The following is a 14,844-nucleotide window of genomic DNA, read 5'->3' on the forward strand; positions in this document are numbered from 1 at the left end:
AAACGCATTGGGGCCGAATAAAAACTGTTCAAATTATAACAGGTCTGGCCAGTTGGGTTAATCAGGAAAATGATTTTTGTGGGCTGGTTTGCAATATCTTGTCTTGTAACACTTTCAGCAGCACACCGTAGGCGGGTAAGAATAGCCCTAGGCTAACAAGCAATTTAAAGCTGTAATCGACAGTGGCAATTTCAGGCCAGTTGGCGGCCATAAAGCTGTCTGTTGAAGCATAAAAAGCGATGCTGAAGAACACTAAGGTATCGACTAAATTACCAACAATAGTCGATGCAGCAGGCGCGACCCACCATGAACGGCTCTGGCGCAGACGGGCGAATACAGTGATATCCATCAGCTGACCAATCAAATAAGCCGCAAAGCTGGCAAACGCAATACGAAACACAAAGGTGTTCCATTGGCTTAAGGAGTCCATCCCTTGGAAGCTACCCTGATGGAATACGACTCCCATAACATAGGAAATCATCAGTGCGGGCACCATGGCCTTGAGGATGATGCTTCGAGCGGGTGTTTGTCCAAAAATGCGCACCGTTAGATCGGTTGCAAGGTAAACAAAAGGAAAACTAAACGCGCCCCAAGTGGTGTGATAACCAAACAATTGAAACGGCAGTTGTACCAAGTAGTTGCTTAGGCAAATAATCAGTATGTGAAATCCCACTAATAGCAGGAGTGCGCGGCGAAGCTGCGCAGGGGTTAACATTAACATATGTGGCCTTTTTAGTTGTGTAGGGCGGGGTGAGGGAACCCGCTAAATCGTCTGCTGTTATTTTATCCCGTTCCAGCGTGCTGAAATCGGGCCGCCATTATAGTGACCATGTTTGAAGATGCAAGCTTACGGTTTATATTTCAAGCAATTTAGCCGCGAATACTGCGCAAACCTAAGGCATAGGGATCGAAATTGTCCTACACTTTCTAAGAAATGTTAGGAGAAACCGATGAGATTATTTCTTGCCGCCTTGTGTGTTAGCTTATTGAGTTTCTGTGCTTTCGCGACTCCCAATAAGCCGGTCGTGGTGCATCTTGTCACAGCCTCTTGGGAAGGTTTTGCTAATCCTGATGAGACGGGTTACTACTTTGATCTCCTCAGGCGTGTCTTTCCATCACCGGAATGGCAGGTCGATGTGCAGTTTATGCCTTTTGCTCGTACCTTATATCTGATTGAAAGCGGGCGGGTTGATATGGTTCTCAGCGTGTACAAAGGCGATGTGAAAAATAGCCTACTGAGTGAAAATGCCGTTGAGCTTGATTCAATTGATGCCGCAGTAACGCCTCAAATTGCAGCAACTTGGGCTGGGATGGAGAGTTTATCCCATAAGCGAGTCCAAGCCATGCTGGCCTATCGTTACAATATGCTGACCTCCATACCGATGTTTTACGAAGAAAGTAGCGACATGCTGAGTATGCTCAATAGTGTAAATGCTGGACGAATCGATGCCGTACTGGATTACAAAAAGAATATGGAGGCGCTCATTCCTGAACTGAGGGCGCCACAAACGTTTGTGATTATCCAAGGAGTGTTAAATGCAGAAACTTTTTTTGCCTTTGCCAATACCGAAAAAGGACAAATGCTAAAGCAACATTTTGATATTGAACATAAAAAAATCATTGACTCCGGTGAGCAGGATAGGCTTTACATCGAGACCAAAGCAAAGGGTTTTTAATGTTTTGGTATCAGTGTTAAATGTTTATAGTTCAATCAGAATCGACATTATCGTTGCAAGTTTATTCTCTAGCTCTTGCCACTCAGCCTCGGGATCTGAACCTGCAATAATGCCTGCACCCGCAAACAGATTAATTTTACCTGGCTCAATCAATGCACTGCGGATGGCGACTGAAAACTCACTCTCATCTTGATTAAAATATCCGCAAGCACCAGCGTACCAGCCTCGCATATAGCCTTCCCGCTGGCGAATGAACTTCATTGCAGATTCTCTAGGGAGGCCTCCCACCGCGGGTGTAGGATGCAGTGCTTGTAACAGCTGAAAATCGTTCACGCCGGGCTTTAACTCGGCACGAATAGCGCGGTGCAGATGCTGAATATGATTTAACTTAAAGATTGTGGCCGCTTCTTCTGCACCGACATACTGACTCAAAGGCGTGAGCATATTGACTATGTGACGGCGAACAAGCTGATTTTCAACACTATTTTTATTGTCTTCCAGCAGCGCATTGGCTAGCGCCACATCTTCTTCTTTATTTAATCCGCGAACTGTCGTGCCCGCTAATGCTTCGGTAAACAATTGTTGCCGACGACGACGAAATAAGCGCTCTGGGGAGCAGGAGATATAAGTACGCTCAGGGCTAAATTGGAATCCAAATTGAAAGCTATTGGGGTTACGGCCTTGCCAGCAGGCTAATACCATCCAAGGATCAACTTGCTCGTTAACCTTAAGCTCTGTCAAACGTGAGAGAACGACCTTGGGCGTATCTTGATTAAATTCAGGCTCAACGACTTGTTCGACTAAGGTTTTCCAACGAGGAAAGTCCGGAATATCTTGGCGGCTCACTAGGGTGAGTTTATTGGGTGGCGCCAAGGGGCGTGCTGGCATAACCGCTTCAATAGCGGCAATCGCAAGGTCGATCTCATCGATAGGATTGTTATCGGCAAAATTAAGATTTACCCGCAAACTAAACTGATCCGCACTGCGTCTAAACTCGATTCTGGGTAGTACAAATCGGCTATTACCAAACTCAGGCCAAGATTCAATGCTGCGGTCAAAGGCTACACCGCCATAGTATCGAATGTCTGGATTGCTAGATAAAACACGTTGCCGTTCGTAAACACTGGCCAGCTCGTTATCCTGGACGCCAGTTTCAAATTTTATGTCTTTACAAGCACCTATGGCTGCAACTTCTTCAATTTTGTCACGCCCATGCCAGTAGATGCGTGGATACTGAGTTTGTGATGCCAACCATGAAATCAAAGGAATAGAGACAGTCGTTAAAGATAGCTGCACTATCGGCTCCGACGCTGGAACCTGTTTCATTTGAATGAGTTTGTCGATGAGAGACTTAAGGTCTTCAGACAGGGCATGAGCAGGCAAGTAAAACTCCAAAGATAACGGAATGAAGGTAGTGGCTGAAGTTCCGGTTCTCAGCGGTGAATATGAACTAGGTTAATGCATTCTTTTTAAAGTCATTTACACCAAGTTGATTAGAGCGTGTAAATAAGAATCTTTCGCTCAAATTAAAGGCCGAGGCCGTCAGTGTCAAGAAGCAAGCCATGAGTGTGTGACTTTTACCATAGTCTCATTTTAAGACGCAAAAAAATGTGACCAAGATGGGTCTTTTTGTCGATACCGTTGGCAGTGTTGGACATTTTGTCTCTTTGTGACTAAAGGCGTGTTCCATTTGCCGTAATTAGTCGATCTGGGTTGGTTTTTAATTTTTTTTTGGTTGAGACGGAATTATCTAAGACCACAATAGGGAGCACATCTTAAATTTCCTCTATGACAACAATAATATGATTACCAGACAAACGATTTTTAGAGTGTCGTCCTTAGCGTTAGCGATTGGGCTCAGTTTAACGGCTCACGCCGATGAAATCGCCCGCGATCCCCTGCTAAATGTGAATGAAGTGATTGTAGTCCATGGCGACGGCGCCGATGCGGAGCAATTGGCGACCACTCATTGGAGCATCAATGAGGCCGAAATCCGTGCTTTGGGTGCGCAGACATTAGACCAAGTGCTGAAGAATGTGCCCGGGGTTTATATCCGTGTGGGTGGTGATGGCACCCCTAGGGTCGATATCCGTGGTTTTAAGACCCGCCATGTCACTCTGTTGGTAAACGGCGTGCCCATGAGCAGTGCCGACGATGGGCAGTTCGACCCAAGCGTGATCCCAACCAGCCAAATTGCCTCGGTTGAAGTGTCGGTCGGCCCGACTTCAGTGCTGTACGGCCCAAGCGGTGCCGGCGGGGTGATCAATATTATTACTAAGCAAGGCAGCACTGCGCCCGCCTTGTCTGGACGTGTAGAAGCGGGTAAAGACAATACCTTTAATGGCGACATCAGCGCCGCAGGTTCGGGTGATGATTGGCAGGGATTAGTGAGTGTTAGCCGTCAACAGACCGATGGTTTCCCGATGTCGAACGATTTCGAGCCGACCAAATATCAAGACGGTGAACTGCGTGCCAACTCAGATAAAGAAGTCACCAACGTTTATGCCCAAGGTAGTTACTGGTTATCGGATAAGACCCAACTGATTGCCAACGCGGCACTGCGTAATGGCGAATGGGGCAAACCTGCCCGTGATGGAACTGGCAGTGGCAAACTTAAGTATGAGCGCACCGACGATTACGATTCACATACCTTCCAGCTCGGCTTAGCCCATCAGTTCGACGATACTTTTACCCTGCGTGGTTTTGGCTATCACAATCAAAGCGATACCTTAGAAGCCGCTTATGCCGATGAAACTTATTTGGCATTAACGCAAACTCAAGACGGTCGCTCCGTGGTTCAAGGGGTCAATTTACAGCTGATCACTGATTTTCATAAGGCCGGGCTGTTAACCACTTCTGTGATTGCTGAAGAGCAGAGCTGGAAGTCTGTAGTGGACACATACTCCAGCAATACTGGTAGTGGTACGGGGAATAACTCGGGCACTGGTTCAGGTTCCGGCAGCGGCTCTGGTAGCGGTGGCGGAACAGGTTCTGGCGGTGGCACTGGCAGCGGCGGCGGAACAGGTTCCGGCGGTGGTACTGGCAGCGGCGGCGGAACAGGCTCTGGCGGTGGCACTGGTAGTGGTGGCGGAACAGGTTCTGGCGGTGGCACTGGTAGTGGCGGCGGAACAGGTTCCGGCGGTGGAACAGGTTCCGGCGGTGGCAATGGTAGCGGTGGCGGTTCTGGCGGCGCTGAAAACCTAAATGATTCTGCATGGTTATATACTGCGGCGGCCGAATATCAGTATCAATCTGAGCACAACTACGGCGTTACCTTAGGTGGAGCTTTCCATTCACTCGATGCCTCTGATGGCACGGATGATAACTACTCGGCAATGGCGTCAAGCTACTGGCAAGTGGTACCCGATTCACGTTTAAGCCTAAGTGTGGCACGTAAAGTCCGTTTCCCTTCCATGGTGAACTTGTACTCGCAATCATCGGGTAACCGTGATTTAGAAGCAGAAGAGTCTAAGCATGTTGAGTTGGGTTTAGAGCAAAACTTACCCGCCAGCACCGACTTCTCGCTCTACGGTTATTACACGGATGCGAAGAACTACATTGCCAAAGATACTGCGGGTTTCTACCAAAATATGGGGCGCTATGAGTTCAAAGGGATTGATTTTCAAATTAATAACCATGTGATTGAACATTTGGATCTGAGCTTCTCTTACAGCTTCCTAGACTCGAAAGAAATGGAAGGCGACGATACCTTAGATGCGCTGCAATACCGTCCTCGTCACCAACTGCGCTGGCAAATGAGCTACGAATTCCCATTCGAGACACAAGTCCACCTCAATGTGGAACGTATCCTCGATCAGGTTTATGCGACTCAGGTGAAGGTAAACGGACAAAACCAATATCAACAGCAATCGCTGGATAATTACACCTTAGTGGATATCAACTTAGTGCAGCCGCTGATCACCGATAAGTTAGACGTGTATCTGCGTGCCACTAACCTATTGGATGAGAACTACTACCAGAGTGAAGCCCTGCCTCAGGCTGGTCGTCAGTTCTTCGTGGGTGTGAACTGGCAGATTTAAGATGAAATTACTCGAGCTCGACGGTGTCAGCTTTAACTATGGCAGCCAGCTAGCCCCGGTTTTACAGGAGCTTAATCTCTCGATTGGCGCAGGCCAATGCCATTGTGTGAGTGGGCCCACGGGCTCGGGTAAATCGAGTCTATTAAATCTACTGGCGGGCGTACAGAATCGCCCGCATGAGGGCGATATTTGGCGTCACCCAGAGTTGGTTACTGGCTTAGTGATGCAGGATCCGCAAACTCAGTTACTGCGGCAGACTGTTGGGGCCGAAGTCGCCTTCGCCTTAGAGAATCTCGGCATCCCCGCCGAGAATATGTTACCTAAAGTGCAGTTAGCGCTGCGACGCGTCGGGCTGTTTTTACGGCTCGACACCTCAGTCAGCACCCTTTCCCTCGGTCAAAAATACCGTTTGATGATTGCCGCACAGTTGGTGTGTGAGCCGCATTTACTCTTGCTCGATGAGCCATGGGCGCAGCTCGATGACCATGGCGTGAGTGAGCTGTTAGCGGTATTACGTAATCTAATTGCCGAAGGCATGGCATTGGTGTTAGTGGAACATAATGCGGCGGCCTTTGCCGAGATTATCCAGCATTATTGGCAATTAGAGGCAGGCCGTTTATCCGAGGGGATATATACCGTCAGCGATGCCACCGTGCAGGAAGCGCCAGTGAGAGCTTGGGGAAGTACACATCACTTAGGCAAAGTACAGGTGAGCGCCGAGGCGTTTGATTTCTGCTTCGATGGTTGTCAGCCCTTGTTTAGCTGTCCACAAGGGTTTGAATTGCACGCCGGCGAGATAGTGACCTTAGTGGGGGATAATGGTGCGGGTAAAACTAGCCTCTTAAAATCCATCGCGGGCATGCTGCACTTAAAGCAGCGTTTGCCACTCAAGGTGCTAGGCCGTAAACCTAAACTCGGTGTGTACGGCGCCGAGTTAGGGTTATTGCTGCAAAGGCCGAGTCGACAACTGTTTGAAACCAGCGTGCTGGCCGAGATGCAGTTTAGTTTGAATCGTTTCGAACTGCCTAAAGAGCGTGCCGAGCAAATGCTGCTCGATCTCGAATTGAGTGCGCTGGCCGAACAGTCGCCTCATAAGTTGTCCTACGGTCAACAGCATCTAATTGCCTTGGCATCATTAGCCTGCTTGCAACCTAAGGTGTTGCTACTCGATGATCCACTCGCGGGCATGGATAAAGAGTACTATCGCAAAGTATGGTATCTGCTCAGGCGCCTCAGTGCGCAAGGTTGCGCCATTTTAATGAGTAGTCACAGAGTAGTCGTGCATAGTGCCGTGTCTCGGCAACTCAGTTTACACAATGGGTTGTTGACGGAAGACACTCTGATGGAGGAGCGCTATGTGGGTTAGTTGTCGTCGATGGCGACTACGTGCCCGCCGGCGTTGGAGTCGCGAGAAGCAAGAAACTACGCTATGCGCGCTGTCGCTGTTTTTCGTCTGCGTACTTTCCGCCTGCGCTTTTGTATTGCCCGCCGATTTATTGCTGCCGCTGGCGGCCGTGAATGGCTTGCTAGTGCTCCATGGCTTAGCGCGCCGGGGCAGTATTATGGGCGTGGTTAAACTCGGTGTGATTCAACTGACGATTACTTTAAGTCTTTATTTATTGCTCTATGGCGTTGATCACCTCGCCCAAGGCGCCGTGGTGGTGGGACGCATTATTTTAGCGACTATCCCCGGCTGGTGGTTGTGTATCACGGCGGCGCCCGAGCGCATTGGTGAAGTATTAAGTGCATTTTTGCCGAGCAAATGGGCCTTTGTGGTGGCCGCATCTTTGAGTTTGCTGCCCTATATGGCGGACGAAGTGCGCGAGATTTACCAGATCCAATGTCTGCGAGGCGCGCGTATTACCCCTAAGGCGCTGCGAAATCCTAAAAATTGGCCTGAGCTAGTGTATTGCGTGCTGTTTCCTGTATTAATCCAATTACTTAAATTATCTCGCCAGATGGCGGTTGCGGCCCAGAGTCGTCACTTTGGCAAGAGTACGCGTGTCACCCATTGGCACTCACCGAGAGACAAAAAATGAAGAAAAAACTTCCTCTGAGTTTGCAGGACTCGCTGTTTATTGGTTTTTGCGCCACTTTGCTGGTGGCATTGACGAGTATGTTAAGGCTTAAGCTCGGGATTTCTGGCCATAGCATGTTTTTGATGAGTTTCTTCTATTTGATTTGCTACGGCGTACTTGGGCGTTTTGGTAGCATGATTGCCTGTGGTGGTGTTGCAGGGCTAGTCGCGATGGCGCTCGGTGTTGGTAAGGGCGGCCCAATGATTTTATTGAAGTTTATCTTACCTGCTATTGCGATGGATCTGGTGGCCTTGTTGCTACCTCTCACCTTAAGCCTGCACTGGCGCTGCGTGATTTTAGGCATTGTTGGCTGTATGGCCTGGGCGGTCAAAGTGGCTCTGACCAATGCGCTGGCGGGCATGGCGCTCGATGTTGTACTGATCCAATGGGGTGCTAGTGTGCTTAAGGGTGGATTTTTTGCCACCTTAGGTGCCCTGCTGGTGCCTCCCGTGCTGCATAGGCTTAAGGCCCATGACCTCCTCCACCGTGACAAGTTTTAACTGCTAGGAATACCGATGAAAAATTGGCTTATTTGTATCGATGATACCGACGACATTGGCACTAAAGGCACAGGCGAGATAGCTGAGGAAATTGCACATTTGCTCGCGCAAAACTCGGGTGGCAAGGCTTCCTTTGTGACGCGGCACCAATTATTTGTGCATCCTGATATTCCTTACACCTCTCACAATAGCGCCATGTGTTTTGCGTTGCAGTCGCCGTTATCACAGGCCGAGATCTATCGTCTGGCGGTCGCGCATCTGGTGGCTGAATCTGCACCTAAGGCAGATCCTGGGATTGCAATTTTGGATGTCGATTCCGACTATGATGTGAACGCGCTGATAGACTTTGGGCTCAGAGCCAAGTGTGAAGTCATTGCCAAAGCGGCCGCCTATCAGCTTGCTGAGCAGTTACAGATTCATCTGACTGAACACGGTGGTACTGGTCAAGGTGTGATTGGTGCTTTGGCTGGGCTTGGATTGCGGTTAATGGGCAATGATGGGCGAGTGAAGGGCCAAATCAAACTCGGTCAACTTGAAGAGGTTTCCCTTGAGCTACCTGTGGCGGATATCCTTGAACAAACCGGCTTGGATGCGGTGATGAGTACCGATAAATACCGCTTGGCCGCAGACGAAAAAGTCCAACTCAAAGGCAAAGTAAAAGCTGTCTATCTTGAACATCAATTTGTTTTATTAGTCGCGAAGGATGGTGAGCTGTGGCGTAATGCTGGCAAGCAAGCCTTGCAGGACTATTGAGGTGGGAATGGATCAAAAGTTACTCAAGCTGTTTGAATATGAGACTGAACGTTGGATTTTTCGGGCGGGTTTACAGCAATATTCAGAAGCAAGGCGGGCGGCGCGGTTGTGCACTCATTTTGCTCCAGATGATGAAGATGAGCAGATAGATGATGATCTTCATTCCTGCTATAACTGCCAATATCGCCGTTGGATGGTGGCAAGCTTCGAATGTGTAATATTAAAAAATGCTATATTATTAGACGATTAGCTCGCTCTTTAGTAATGGCATAGGATTCTACTAGGTTTTTGTCTTGTTCTTTGATGCTAATCATCAAAGCATATGGTGCTTTTATCTTCCTCAGCATAGAATGCGCGTTATACTGTCCTATACTTCCAGGAAGTAAACAACGGCATCGTGCGCCCAATAGTGCGGCATGTTACGTAGTCGATAGCAGTAATATTCTCTATGCCTTGGGGTTGCTAGTATGAGTGAGTCGGCAGAATCGGTTGACCTAATCAAATTGCCAGTGTCGAAATTGACGTTGGGAATGTTTGTCACAGCAATTGACAGAAATGATCAGGGCCGGTTGGCAATTGCAAATGCTGGACAAATCAAGCACAAGGACTCGATTCTAAAATTATCAAAGAGTGGCATCAAATATGTTTGGGTCGATACGGAGCGTTCGGCTGAACATTGTGGTTTTAAACGTAAAGCCAGCAACGATAGCCTATCAGAAGTTAAAAAATCCCTACTGACCCGTGAGAAGCAACAAGCGCAGGCGAAGGTCATTTTGACCGAAGCGAAGGATCTCATTCGCAAAGTACTCTCAGAAACATTCGAGGGTAAAGCGATTGAAGTCGCTCCTTTTGAAGCACTTGCTGACAGCATGATTGAGTCAGTGTTGTTGGATGAAGACGCCCTAAAGTGTATGTCAGCACTGCGCACTAAAGATGCTTATCTGTTAGAGCACTCAGTGAATGTCGCCTTCCTGCTCGTTACTTTCGGTAAATACCTTAAACTCGACCGCGCTATGTTAAGAGAAATGGCGGTGGGCGGCATTTTGCATGATATTGGCAAGATTAAGGTCGACAATAAAGTCCTGCATAAACCGGGCAAGCTCACGCCTGAAGAATTCGAGCATATGAAGTTGCATCAAGTATATGCACTTGAAATAATGAATGAAACCAAAGGTTTGTCGCAGATAAGCAAAGATATCTGCCTAATGCACCATGAAAAATTAGATGGGCGGGGCTATCCAAGGGGATTAAAGGGAGATGAGATACCTCGCCACGGTCGGATGAGTTGTATTGTCGATATATTTGATGCCTTAACCGCGACGCGTTGCTACAAAGAGGCCATGAGTCCTGCGGCCGCCTTTAAGATCTTACTGAGCTTGACGCCATTTCACTTAGATCAAGAGCTGGTTTATGAGTTTATTCGTTGTATCGGTGTATATCCTGTAGGCTCTTTAGTCGAATTGTCCGATGGTCGAGTTGGTATTGTTTGGACCTCCAAGGATAGAGATGCATTACATCCAATTGTGAAGTGTTTTTATTCTCTAAAAGCAAAGCGTTACACTGAAGTCGCCATGGTAGACCTTCTTAAATCAGACCTTCACATTGAGCGAGGCGTATCGCCAAGCTCCTTAGATATAGATCCATCACCCTTTTATTGATTGCCCAAGTTGCACTTGATATCTACCAAGATCTTAAGTGCCATTCATTGCCCCCGCTGCGCCAAAAGCCTTACACTGGGTGAAAGTTTGCTTTGGGCTCAGTTATGAACAGTGTTCGTCAATCCCTCCTTCCCATTCTCGTTATTCTGCTGTCTTTGGCGTTGTTAATTCCCGGCGTAACTCAGCCCATTTTGAGCCTTAACGGCAGCATAAATAAGTCCAAATTAGCCGAACAGGGGATTGAGCAGGTTGCCCAAAGTTTCGATGAAGACTCGGGGCGCGACAGTGCTCGCGGCATGTTGAATATGGTTAGTGGCCTGCTGGGGCTAAATAACCTTAAAGGTGAGGTCCAAGTATTGCAGCAAACCCGCAGTATTTGGAGCACAGTCACCGAATTATATAATACTGGCAATGGCTTAGTTGCAGGACTGGTGATGCTGTTTAGTATCATTATCCCTGCGGTAAAACTCAGTCTAATGTTGGTACAACAAACCGTGAGTTCGATTGCGCTGCAGTGGCGTATTCATCATCTAGTGTCTGCGCTGGCGAAATGGTCGATGGCCGATGTGTTTGTGGTGGCTCTGATCATTACCTTTTTGGCGGGTAATGCCTCTGGTGGCATGGGTGAAATGCTAAAGACCAAGGCGGAGTTTGAGAGCGGATTTTACTTCTTTACCGCCTATTGCATCCTCTCCATCGTCAGTGGTTACTTAGTGCGTCGTCCAACCCCGATTCTGTAGTCAATCAAAGGGCATACAGCCGGTTCTGTATGCCCTTTATTGTTAGGAAAGCGTGCCGTTTTGATAGATGGGCATAATCCAATAACGGCAACGGTTGTGTTTACAGACCTTTGCTAGTGCTTCAAGCAGGGCGCTTTGCTGGCTTGCAGGGTGCATAATCTCAAACTTACAAAACTCCCGATAACCTTCCACCTGTTCCTTGATATTGAAATGGCTGTGCTCTCGGCTAAATCCGCAAATATTGCCCAAGCTAAAGCCGGATAAAAACTCCAACTCAATCAGAGTGTCGACTATATCGTCCTTGATATCGTTTTGGGCGATCAGGACTAGCAGTTGTTCGGTGCTCATCGGCGTTTCTCCAGCCAAAAATACAACATGGGCAGTAAATACAGGGTCGTAATGGTCGATGTGAGCAAGCCACCGATCACCACAATGGCCAAGGGTTTTTGGATTTCAGCACCAGGGCCCGAGGCGAACACTAAGGGGATCAAACCAAACATGGCGGTGGTGGCCGTCATCAGAATGGGTCTGAGTCGCCGCGCGGCACCCTGTTCGACTCGCTCCCTGAGGCTGCCAAATAAGTATTTGGTTTGTTCGTAATAACTGACCATCACTACGCCGTTAAGCACCGCGACACCTAGCAGGGCGATAAAACCTACTGAAGCGGGCACCGAGAGGTACTCCCCCGAGAGATACAAGCTGACGATACCGCCCATCATAGCGAACGGGACGTTAGCGAGGATTAATCCCGATTTTGCTAGCGAGCCGAAGGTGGTGAATAAAATCAAAGTGATCAGTGCGATAGCTATTGGGATCACCAGCAACAAATTGCTGGTGGCGCGCTGCTGGTTTTCAAACTCGCCACCGAAGCTGACGCTATAGCCGCTTGGTAGTTTGATTTCCTTGGCGATTTTGCTGTTAAGCTCTTCCACAAAGCCCACAATATCCCGCCCTTGAACGTTGGTGGTGATTACCGAAAAGCGATTTCCCTGTTCCCGCTCGATCAGGATTGGGCCCTGTTTATAACTCAATACCGCCACGTCACTTAGGCGTTTCAGGGAATGATCTGGCATTACCAATAGCTGATTTTGCAGTTCGTTGATATTGCTGATCTGCGCCTGATTATTGGCGATAAGCACAGGCGTACGCTTCTTCCCTTGCAGCACCTCGGTGACGACCACGCCTTCGAGTTGGCTCTTGAGGTAACGGGCAAATTCCATAGTGCTCATCCCAAACCCACGGGCGAGCTCGTTATCTAAGGTGAGATTGATAAAGGGGCTACCTTCAATCATCGCCATCTTAACGTCGACACTGCCCTGAGTTGCAGTGACCAGTTGTTCTATTTCGCCGGTGAGTTTTCCTAAGGTCTCGATATCATTACCGAATACTTTAATCGCGACATCCCCAATACTGCCTGTGAGCATTTCGGAGACGCGCATCTGTATCGGTTGCGTAAAGTTAAAGTTCACGCCGGGATATTTAAGCAGCACAGTGCGGATGGCATCGATAAGCTGCTCTTTAGTGGCAAAACGCCATTCGCTGCGGGGCGCCAGCTCTAAAAACACATCGGTTTCGTTCAGTCCCATGGGATCTAAACCAATCTCATCGGCACCAGTGCGCGCCACCATCTGTTTGATTTCGGGGATTTGGCTTAGCAGTGTTTGCTGGATCTGTTTATCGATAGCGATGGAGGCGTCGAGGGAAATCGAAGGGGATTTCTCTAACTGGAGAATGATGTCGCCCTCATCTAAGGTCGGCATAAAGGTTTTCCCCACCAGACTAAATAGGCCCAGACTGACGATCAGCAAGCTAAAGGCGGTGAGCATAAAAGGTTTTTGCCAACCAAAGCAGGCTTTTAGGCTTCCAAGGTAAAGATGCTTGAGCTTTTCGATGGCCTTAGGTTCTTTCGCGGCCTTTTCGTTAACGAGGTATGAGGCAATCACGGGGATCACGGTCAGCGATAACACCAGCGCCGACAGCATGGCAAACACTATGGTGATGGCGACTGGGGTAAAGAGTTTGCCTTCTAAACCACTGAGGGTGAGCAGTGGCGAGAACACTATGATGACGATAACCGTGCCCGAGACTACCGGAATGGCGACGTCTTTGGTGGCGCGAAAGATCAAGTGCAAACGCGGTAAACGCTGTTTAGTGGCGATTAAATTCACCATGTTTTCAACCACGACCACGGAAGAGTCCACCAACATGCCGATAGCGATAACGAGGCCTCCAAGACTCATCAAGTTAGCGGAGAGATTGAAGTAATCCATCATCAAAAAGGTGAACAGTGCGGCTAGCGGTAGCGACAGGGACACCACTAACGCGGCGCGCACATTACCTAAAAACAGCGCCAGCAATACGATGACCAGCACTACGGCCTCGAATAGCGCATTGGAGATGGTCTCAATAGCGGTATTGATCAGGTTAGCGCGGTCGTAAAAGGTGTTTATCTGGCTGCCTTCAGGGAGAGTCAGGCTGATTTGCGCCAGCTTTTCCTTAATGTTGTTAACCACTTGTGCCGTATTGGCGTCCTTGAGGGCAATGATTAAGGCTTCGGCGGTTTCGTTGCCATCCTTAGTGACGGCGCCGTATCGCGCAAGGTGGCCTATCTGGATATCGGCGAGATCCTGCAAGCGATAGACTTTGGCATTATCGGCTTTGATCACTAGCTGTTTAAGCTCGTCGATATCATCGATGCGTCCCTCGGAGCGCACTATGATGGTGTCTGTACCTATGGTGAGCTTACCAGCACCTTCGTTGTGATTATTCTCCACAATCGCCTGTTGCAGCGCGGCAAAGCTCACGCCCGCAGCCGCCATCGCCGCAGGATTGGGGCTGATACTAAAACTCTTGGCATAACCGCCGAGGATATTCACATCGGCAACACCCGGCACTGTGCGCAGCAGCGGCCGAATTTCCCACTCGAGTAATTGACGTCGCTCCAGCAGGGAAAGATTGGGGTTTTCGAGTGAAAACATAAAGATTTCACTGAGCGGCGTGCTCATGGGCGCCACACCGCCACTCACGCCTTCGGGAAAACTGTCCCAGACCGCCGAGAGGCGCTCGCTCACCTGTTGGCGCGCCCAATAGATATCCGTGCCTTCTTCAAAATCGAGGGTGATATCGCTAATGGCGTATTTAGTGGTCGAGCGCAGAATCGATTGCTGCGGAATGCCGAGCAGCTCGGTTTCAATCGGGACGGTAATCTGGGCCTCGATTTCCTCCGGCGTCATGCCGGGAGCCTTGAGGATAATCTTCACTTGGGTTGGGGAAATATCCGGAAAGGCATCCAAGGGAATGGCAAACCAAGCGCGTGCGCCAGCCAACATGAGGATCAGCGCCACAATCAGCACAAAAAGTCGCTGAGTGAGCGAAAAACGGATCACAGAGGTGAGCATC

The 14,844-nt window shown here is 48.9% G+C and carries 13 protein-coding genes; 9 read left to right on the top strand and 4 right to left on the bottom strand.

Features of this window, described 5'->3' with window-relative positions; all coding sequences use genetic code 11:
- Positions 1-61: 61 nt before the first annotated feature.
- Positions 62-721, bottom strand: a complete 660-nt coding sequence (locus tag M0413_RS08900) for a 7-cyano-7-deazaguanine/7-aminomethyl-7-deazaguanine transporter (protein WP_037423985.1) — start codon at positions 719-721, stop codon at positions 62-64.
- Positions 722-950: 229 nt separating this feature from the next.
- Here M0413_RS08900 and M0413_RS08905 point away from each other — a divergent pair, with 229 nt between their 5' ends.
- Complete coding sequence (locus tag M0413_RS08905; protein WP_249553847.1) at positions 951-1,676, top strand: transporter substrate-binding domain-containing protein; 726 nt, start codon at positions 951-953, stop codon at positions 1,674-1,676.
- Between the two features lie 24 nt (positions 1,677-1,700).
- Here the strand turns inward: M0413_RS08905 and M0413_RS08910 are convergent, their stop codons facing one another.
- Positions 1,701-3,059 (bottom strand): isochorismate synthase, encoded by a 1,359-nt coding sequence (locus M0413_RS08910; protein WP_037428343.1) that lies wholly within the window; start codon positions 3,057-3,059, stop codon positions 1,701-1,703.
- Between the two features lie 419 nt (positions 3,060-3,478).
- Between M0413_RS08910 and M0413_RS08915 the strand changes: the two genes are divergently transcribed.
- The 8 genes from M0413_RS08915 to M0413_RS08950 all read left to right on the top strand — a co-directional run bounded on the left by M0413_RS08915 (position 3,479) and on the right by M0413_RS08950 (position 11,445).
- Positions 3,479-5,716, top strand: coding sequence for a TonB-dependent receptor plug domain-containing protein (locus tag M0413_RS08915; RefSeq protein WP_249553849.1), 2,238 nt, complete (start codon positions 3,479-3,481; stop codon positions 5,714-5,716).
- A gap of 1 nt (position 5,717) precedes the next feature.
- Positions 5,718-7,082, top strand: a complete 1,365-nt coding sequence (locus M0413_RS08920; protein WP_249553851.1) for an ATP-binding cassette domain-containing protein — start codon at positions 5,718-5,720, stop codon at positions 7,080-7,082.
- Positions 7,072-7,755, top strand: a complete 684-nt coding sequence (locus tag M0413_RS08925; RefSeq protein ID WP_069453932.1) for an energy-coupling factor transporter transmembrane component T — start codon at positions 7,072-7,074, stop codon at positions 7,753-7,755. Before M0413_RS08920 ends, M0413_RS08925 begins: the two co-directional genes overlap by 11 nt.
- Complete coding sequence (locus M0413_RS08930) at positions 7,752-8,294, top strand: hypothetical protein (protein WP_037428350.1); 543 nt, start codon at positions 7,752-7,754, stop codon at positions 8,292-8,294. Before M0413_RS08925 ends, M0413_RS08930 begins: the two co-directional genes overlap by 4 nt.
- A gap of 15 nt (positions 8,295-8,309) precedes the next feature.
- The gene (locus tag M0413_RS08935) at positions 8,310-9,047 is read left to right on the top strand and encodes a DNA-binding protein (protein ID WP_249553853.1); all 738 of its coding nucleotides are present in this window, start codon (positions 8,310-8,312) and stop codon (positions 9,045-9,047) included.
- A 7-nt stretch (positions 9,048-9,054) separates the two neighbouring features.
- Positions 9,055-9,297, top strand: a complete 243-nt coding sequence (locus tag M0413_RS08940) for a hypothetical protein (RefSeq protein WP_055647188.1) — start codon at positions 9,055-9,057, stop codon at positions 9,295-9,297.
- Positions 9,298-9,514: 217 nt separating this feature from the next.
- Positions 9,515-10,705, top strand: a complete 1,191-nt coding sequence (locus M0413_RS08945; protein ID WP_037428357.1) for a cyclic di-GMP phosphodiesterase — start codon at positions 9,515-9,517, stop codon at positions 10,703-10,705.
- Between the two features lie 104 nt (positions 10,706-10,809).
- A complete protein-coding gene (locus M0413_RS08950; protein WP_249553855.1) occupies positions 10,810-11,445 on the top strand; it encodes a paraquat-inducible protein A in 636 nt (211 codons plus the stop codon).
- A 42-nt stretch (positions 11,446-11,487) separates the two neighbouring features.
- On the opposite strand, the gene M0413_RS08955 is transcribed toward M0413_RS08950, so the two are convergent.
- Positions 11,488-11,793, bottom strand: coding sequence for a DUF3240 family protein (locus M0413_RS08955; protein ID WP_099457210.1), 306 nt, complete (start codon positions 11,791-11,793; stop codon positions 11,488-11,490).
- Positions 11,790-14,843: an efflux RND transporter permease subunit gene (locus M0413_RS08960; protein WP_069453936.1), complete on the bottom strand. Its 3,054-nt coding sequence runs from the start codon at positions 14,841-14,843 to the stop codon at positions 11,790-11,792. The genes M0413_RS08955 and M0413_RS08960 overlap by 4 nt, the downstream gene beginning before the upstream one ends.
- Between the last annotated feature and the right edge of the window lies 1 nt (position 14,844).

Origin of the sequence: Shewanella sp. 8A, from assembly GCF_023475945.1 — a bacterium.
In the GTDB taxonomy this organism is placed as follows: domain Bacteria; phylum Pseudomonadota; class Gammaproteobacteria; order Enterobacterales; family Shewanellaceae; genus Shewanella; species Shewanella xiamenensis.

Bases quoted from the DNA above. Each gene is read 5' to 3' on its own strand.
- M0413_RS08900 (WP_037423985.1), bottom strand. From the start codon at position 721: ATGTTAATGTTAACCCCTGCGCAGCTTCGCCGCGCACTCCTGCTATTA.
- M0413_RS08905 (WP_249553847.1), top strand. From the start codon at position 951: ATGAGATTATTTCTTGCCGCCTTGTGTGTTAGCTTATTGAGTTTCTGT.
- M0413_RS08915 (WP_249553849.1), top strand. From the start codon at position 3,479: ATGATTACCAGACAAACGATTTTTAGAGTGTCGTCCTTAGCGTTAGCG.
- M0413_RS08920 (WP_249553851.1), top strand. From the start codon at position 5,718: ATGAAATTACTCGAGCTCGACGGTGTCAGCTTTAACTATGGCAGCCAG.
- M0413_RS08925 (WP_069453932.1), top strand. From the start codon at position 7,072: ATGTGGGTTAGTTGTCGTCGATGGCGACTACGTGCCCGCCGGCGTTGG.
- M0413_RS08930 (WP_037428350.1), top strand. From the start codon at position 7,752: ATGAAGAAAAAACTTCCTCTGAGTTTGCAGGACTCGCTGTTTATTGGT.
- M0413_RS08935 (WP_249553853.1), top strand. From the start codon at position 8,310: ATGAAAAATTGGCTTATTTGTATCGATGATACCGACGACATTGGCACT.
- M0413_RS08940 (WP_055647188.1), top strand. From the start codon at position 9,055: ATGGATCAAAAGTTACTCAAGCTGTTTGAATATGAGACTGAACGTTGG.
- M0413_RS08945 (WP_037428357.1), top strand. From the start codon at position 9,515: ATGAGTGAGTCGGCAGAATCGGTTGACCTAATCAAATTGCCAGTGTCG.
- M0413_RS08950 (WP_249553855.1), top strand. From the start codon at position 10,810: ATGAACAGTGTTCGTCAATCCCTCCTTCCCATTCTCGTTATTCTGCTG.
- M0413_RS08955 (WP_099457210.1), bottom strand. From the start codon at position 11,793: ATGAGCACCGAACAACTGCTAGTCCTGATCGCCCAAAACGATATCAAG.
- M0413_RS08960 (WP_069453936.1), bottom strand. From the start codon at position 14,843: ATGCTCACCTCTGTGATCCGTTTTTCGCTCACTCAGCGACTTTTTGTG.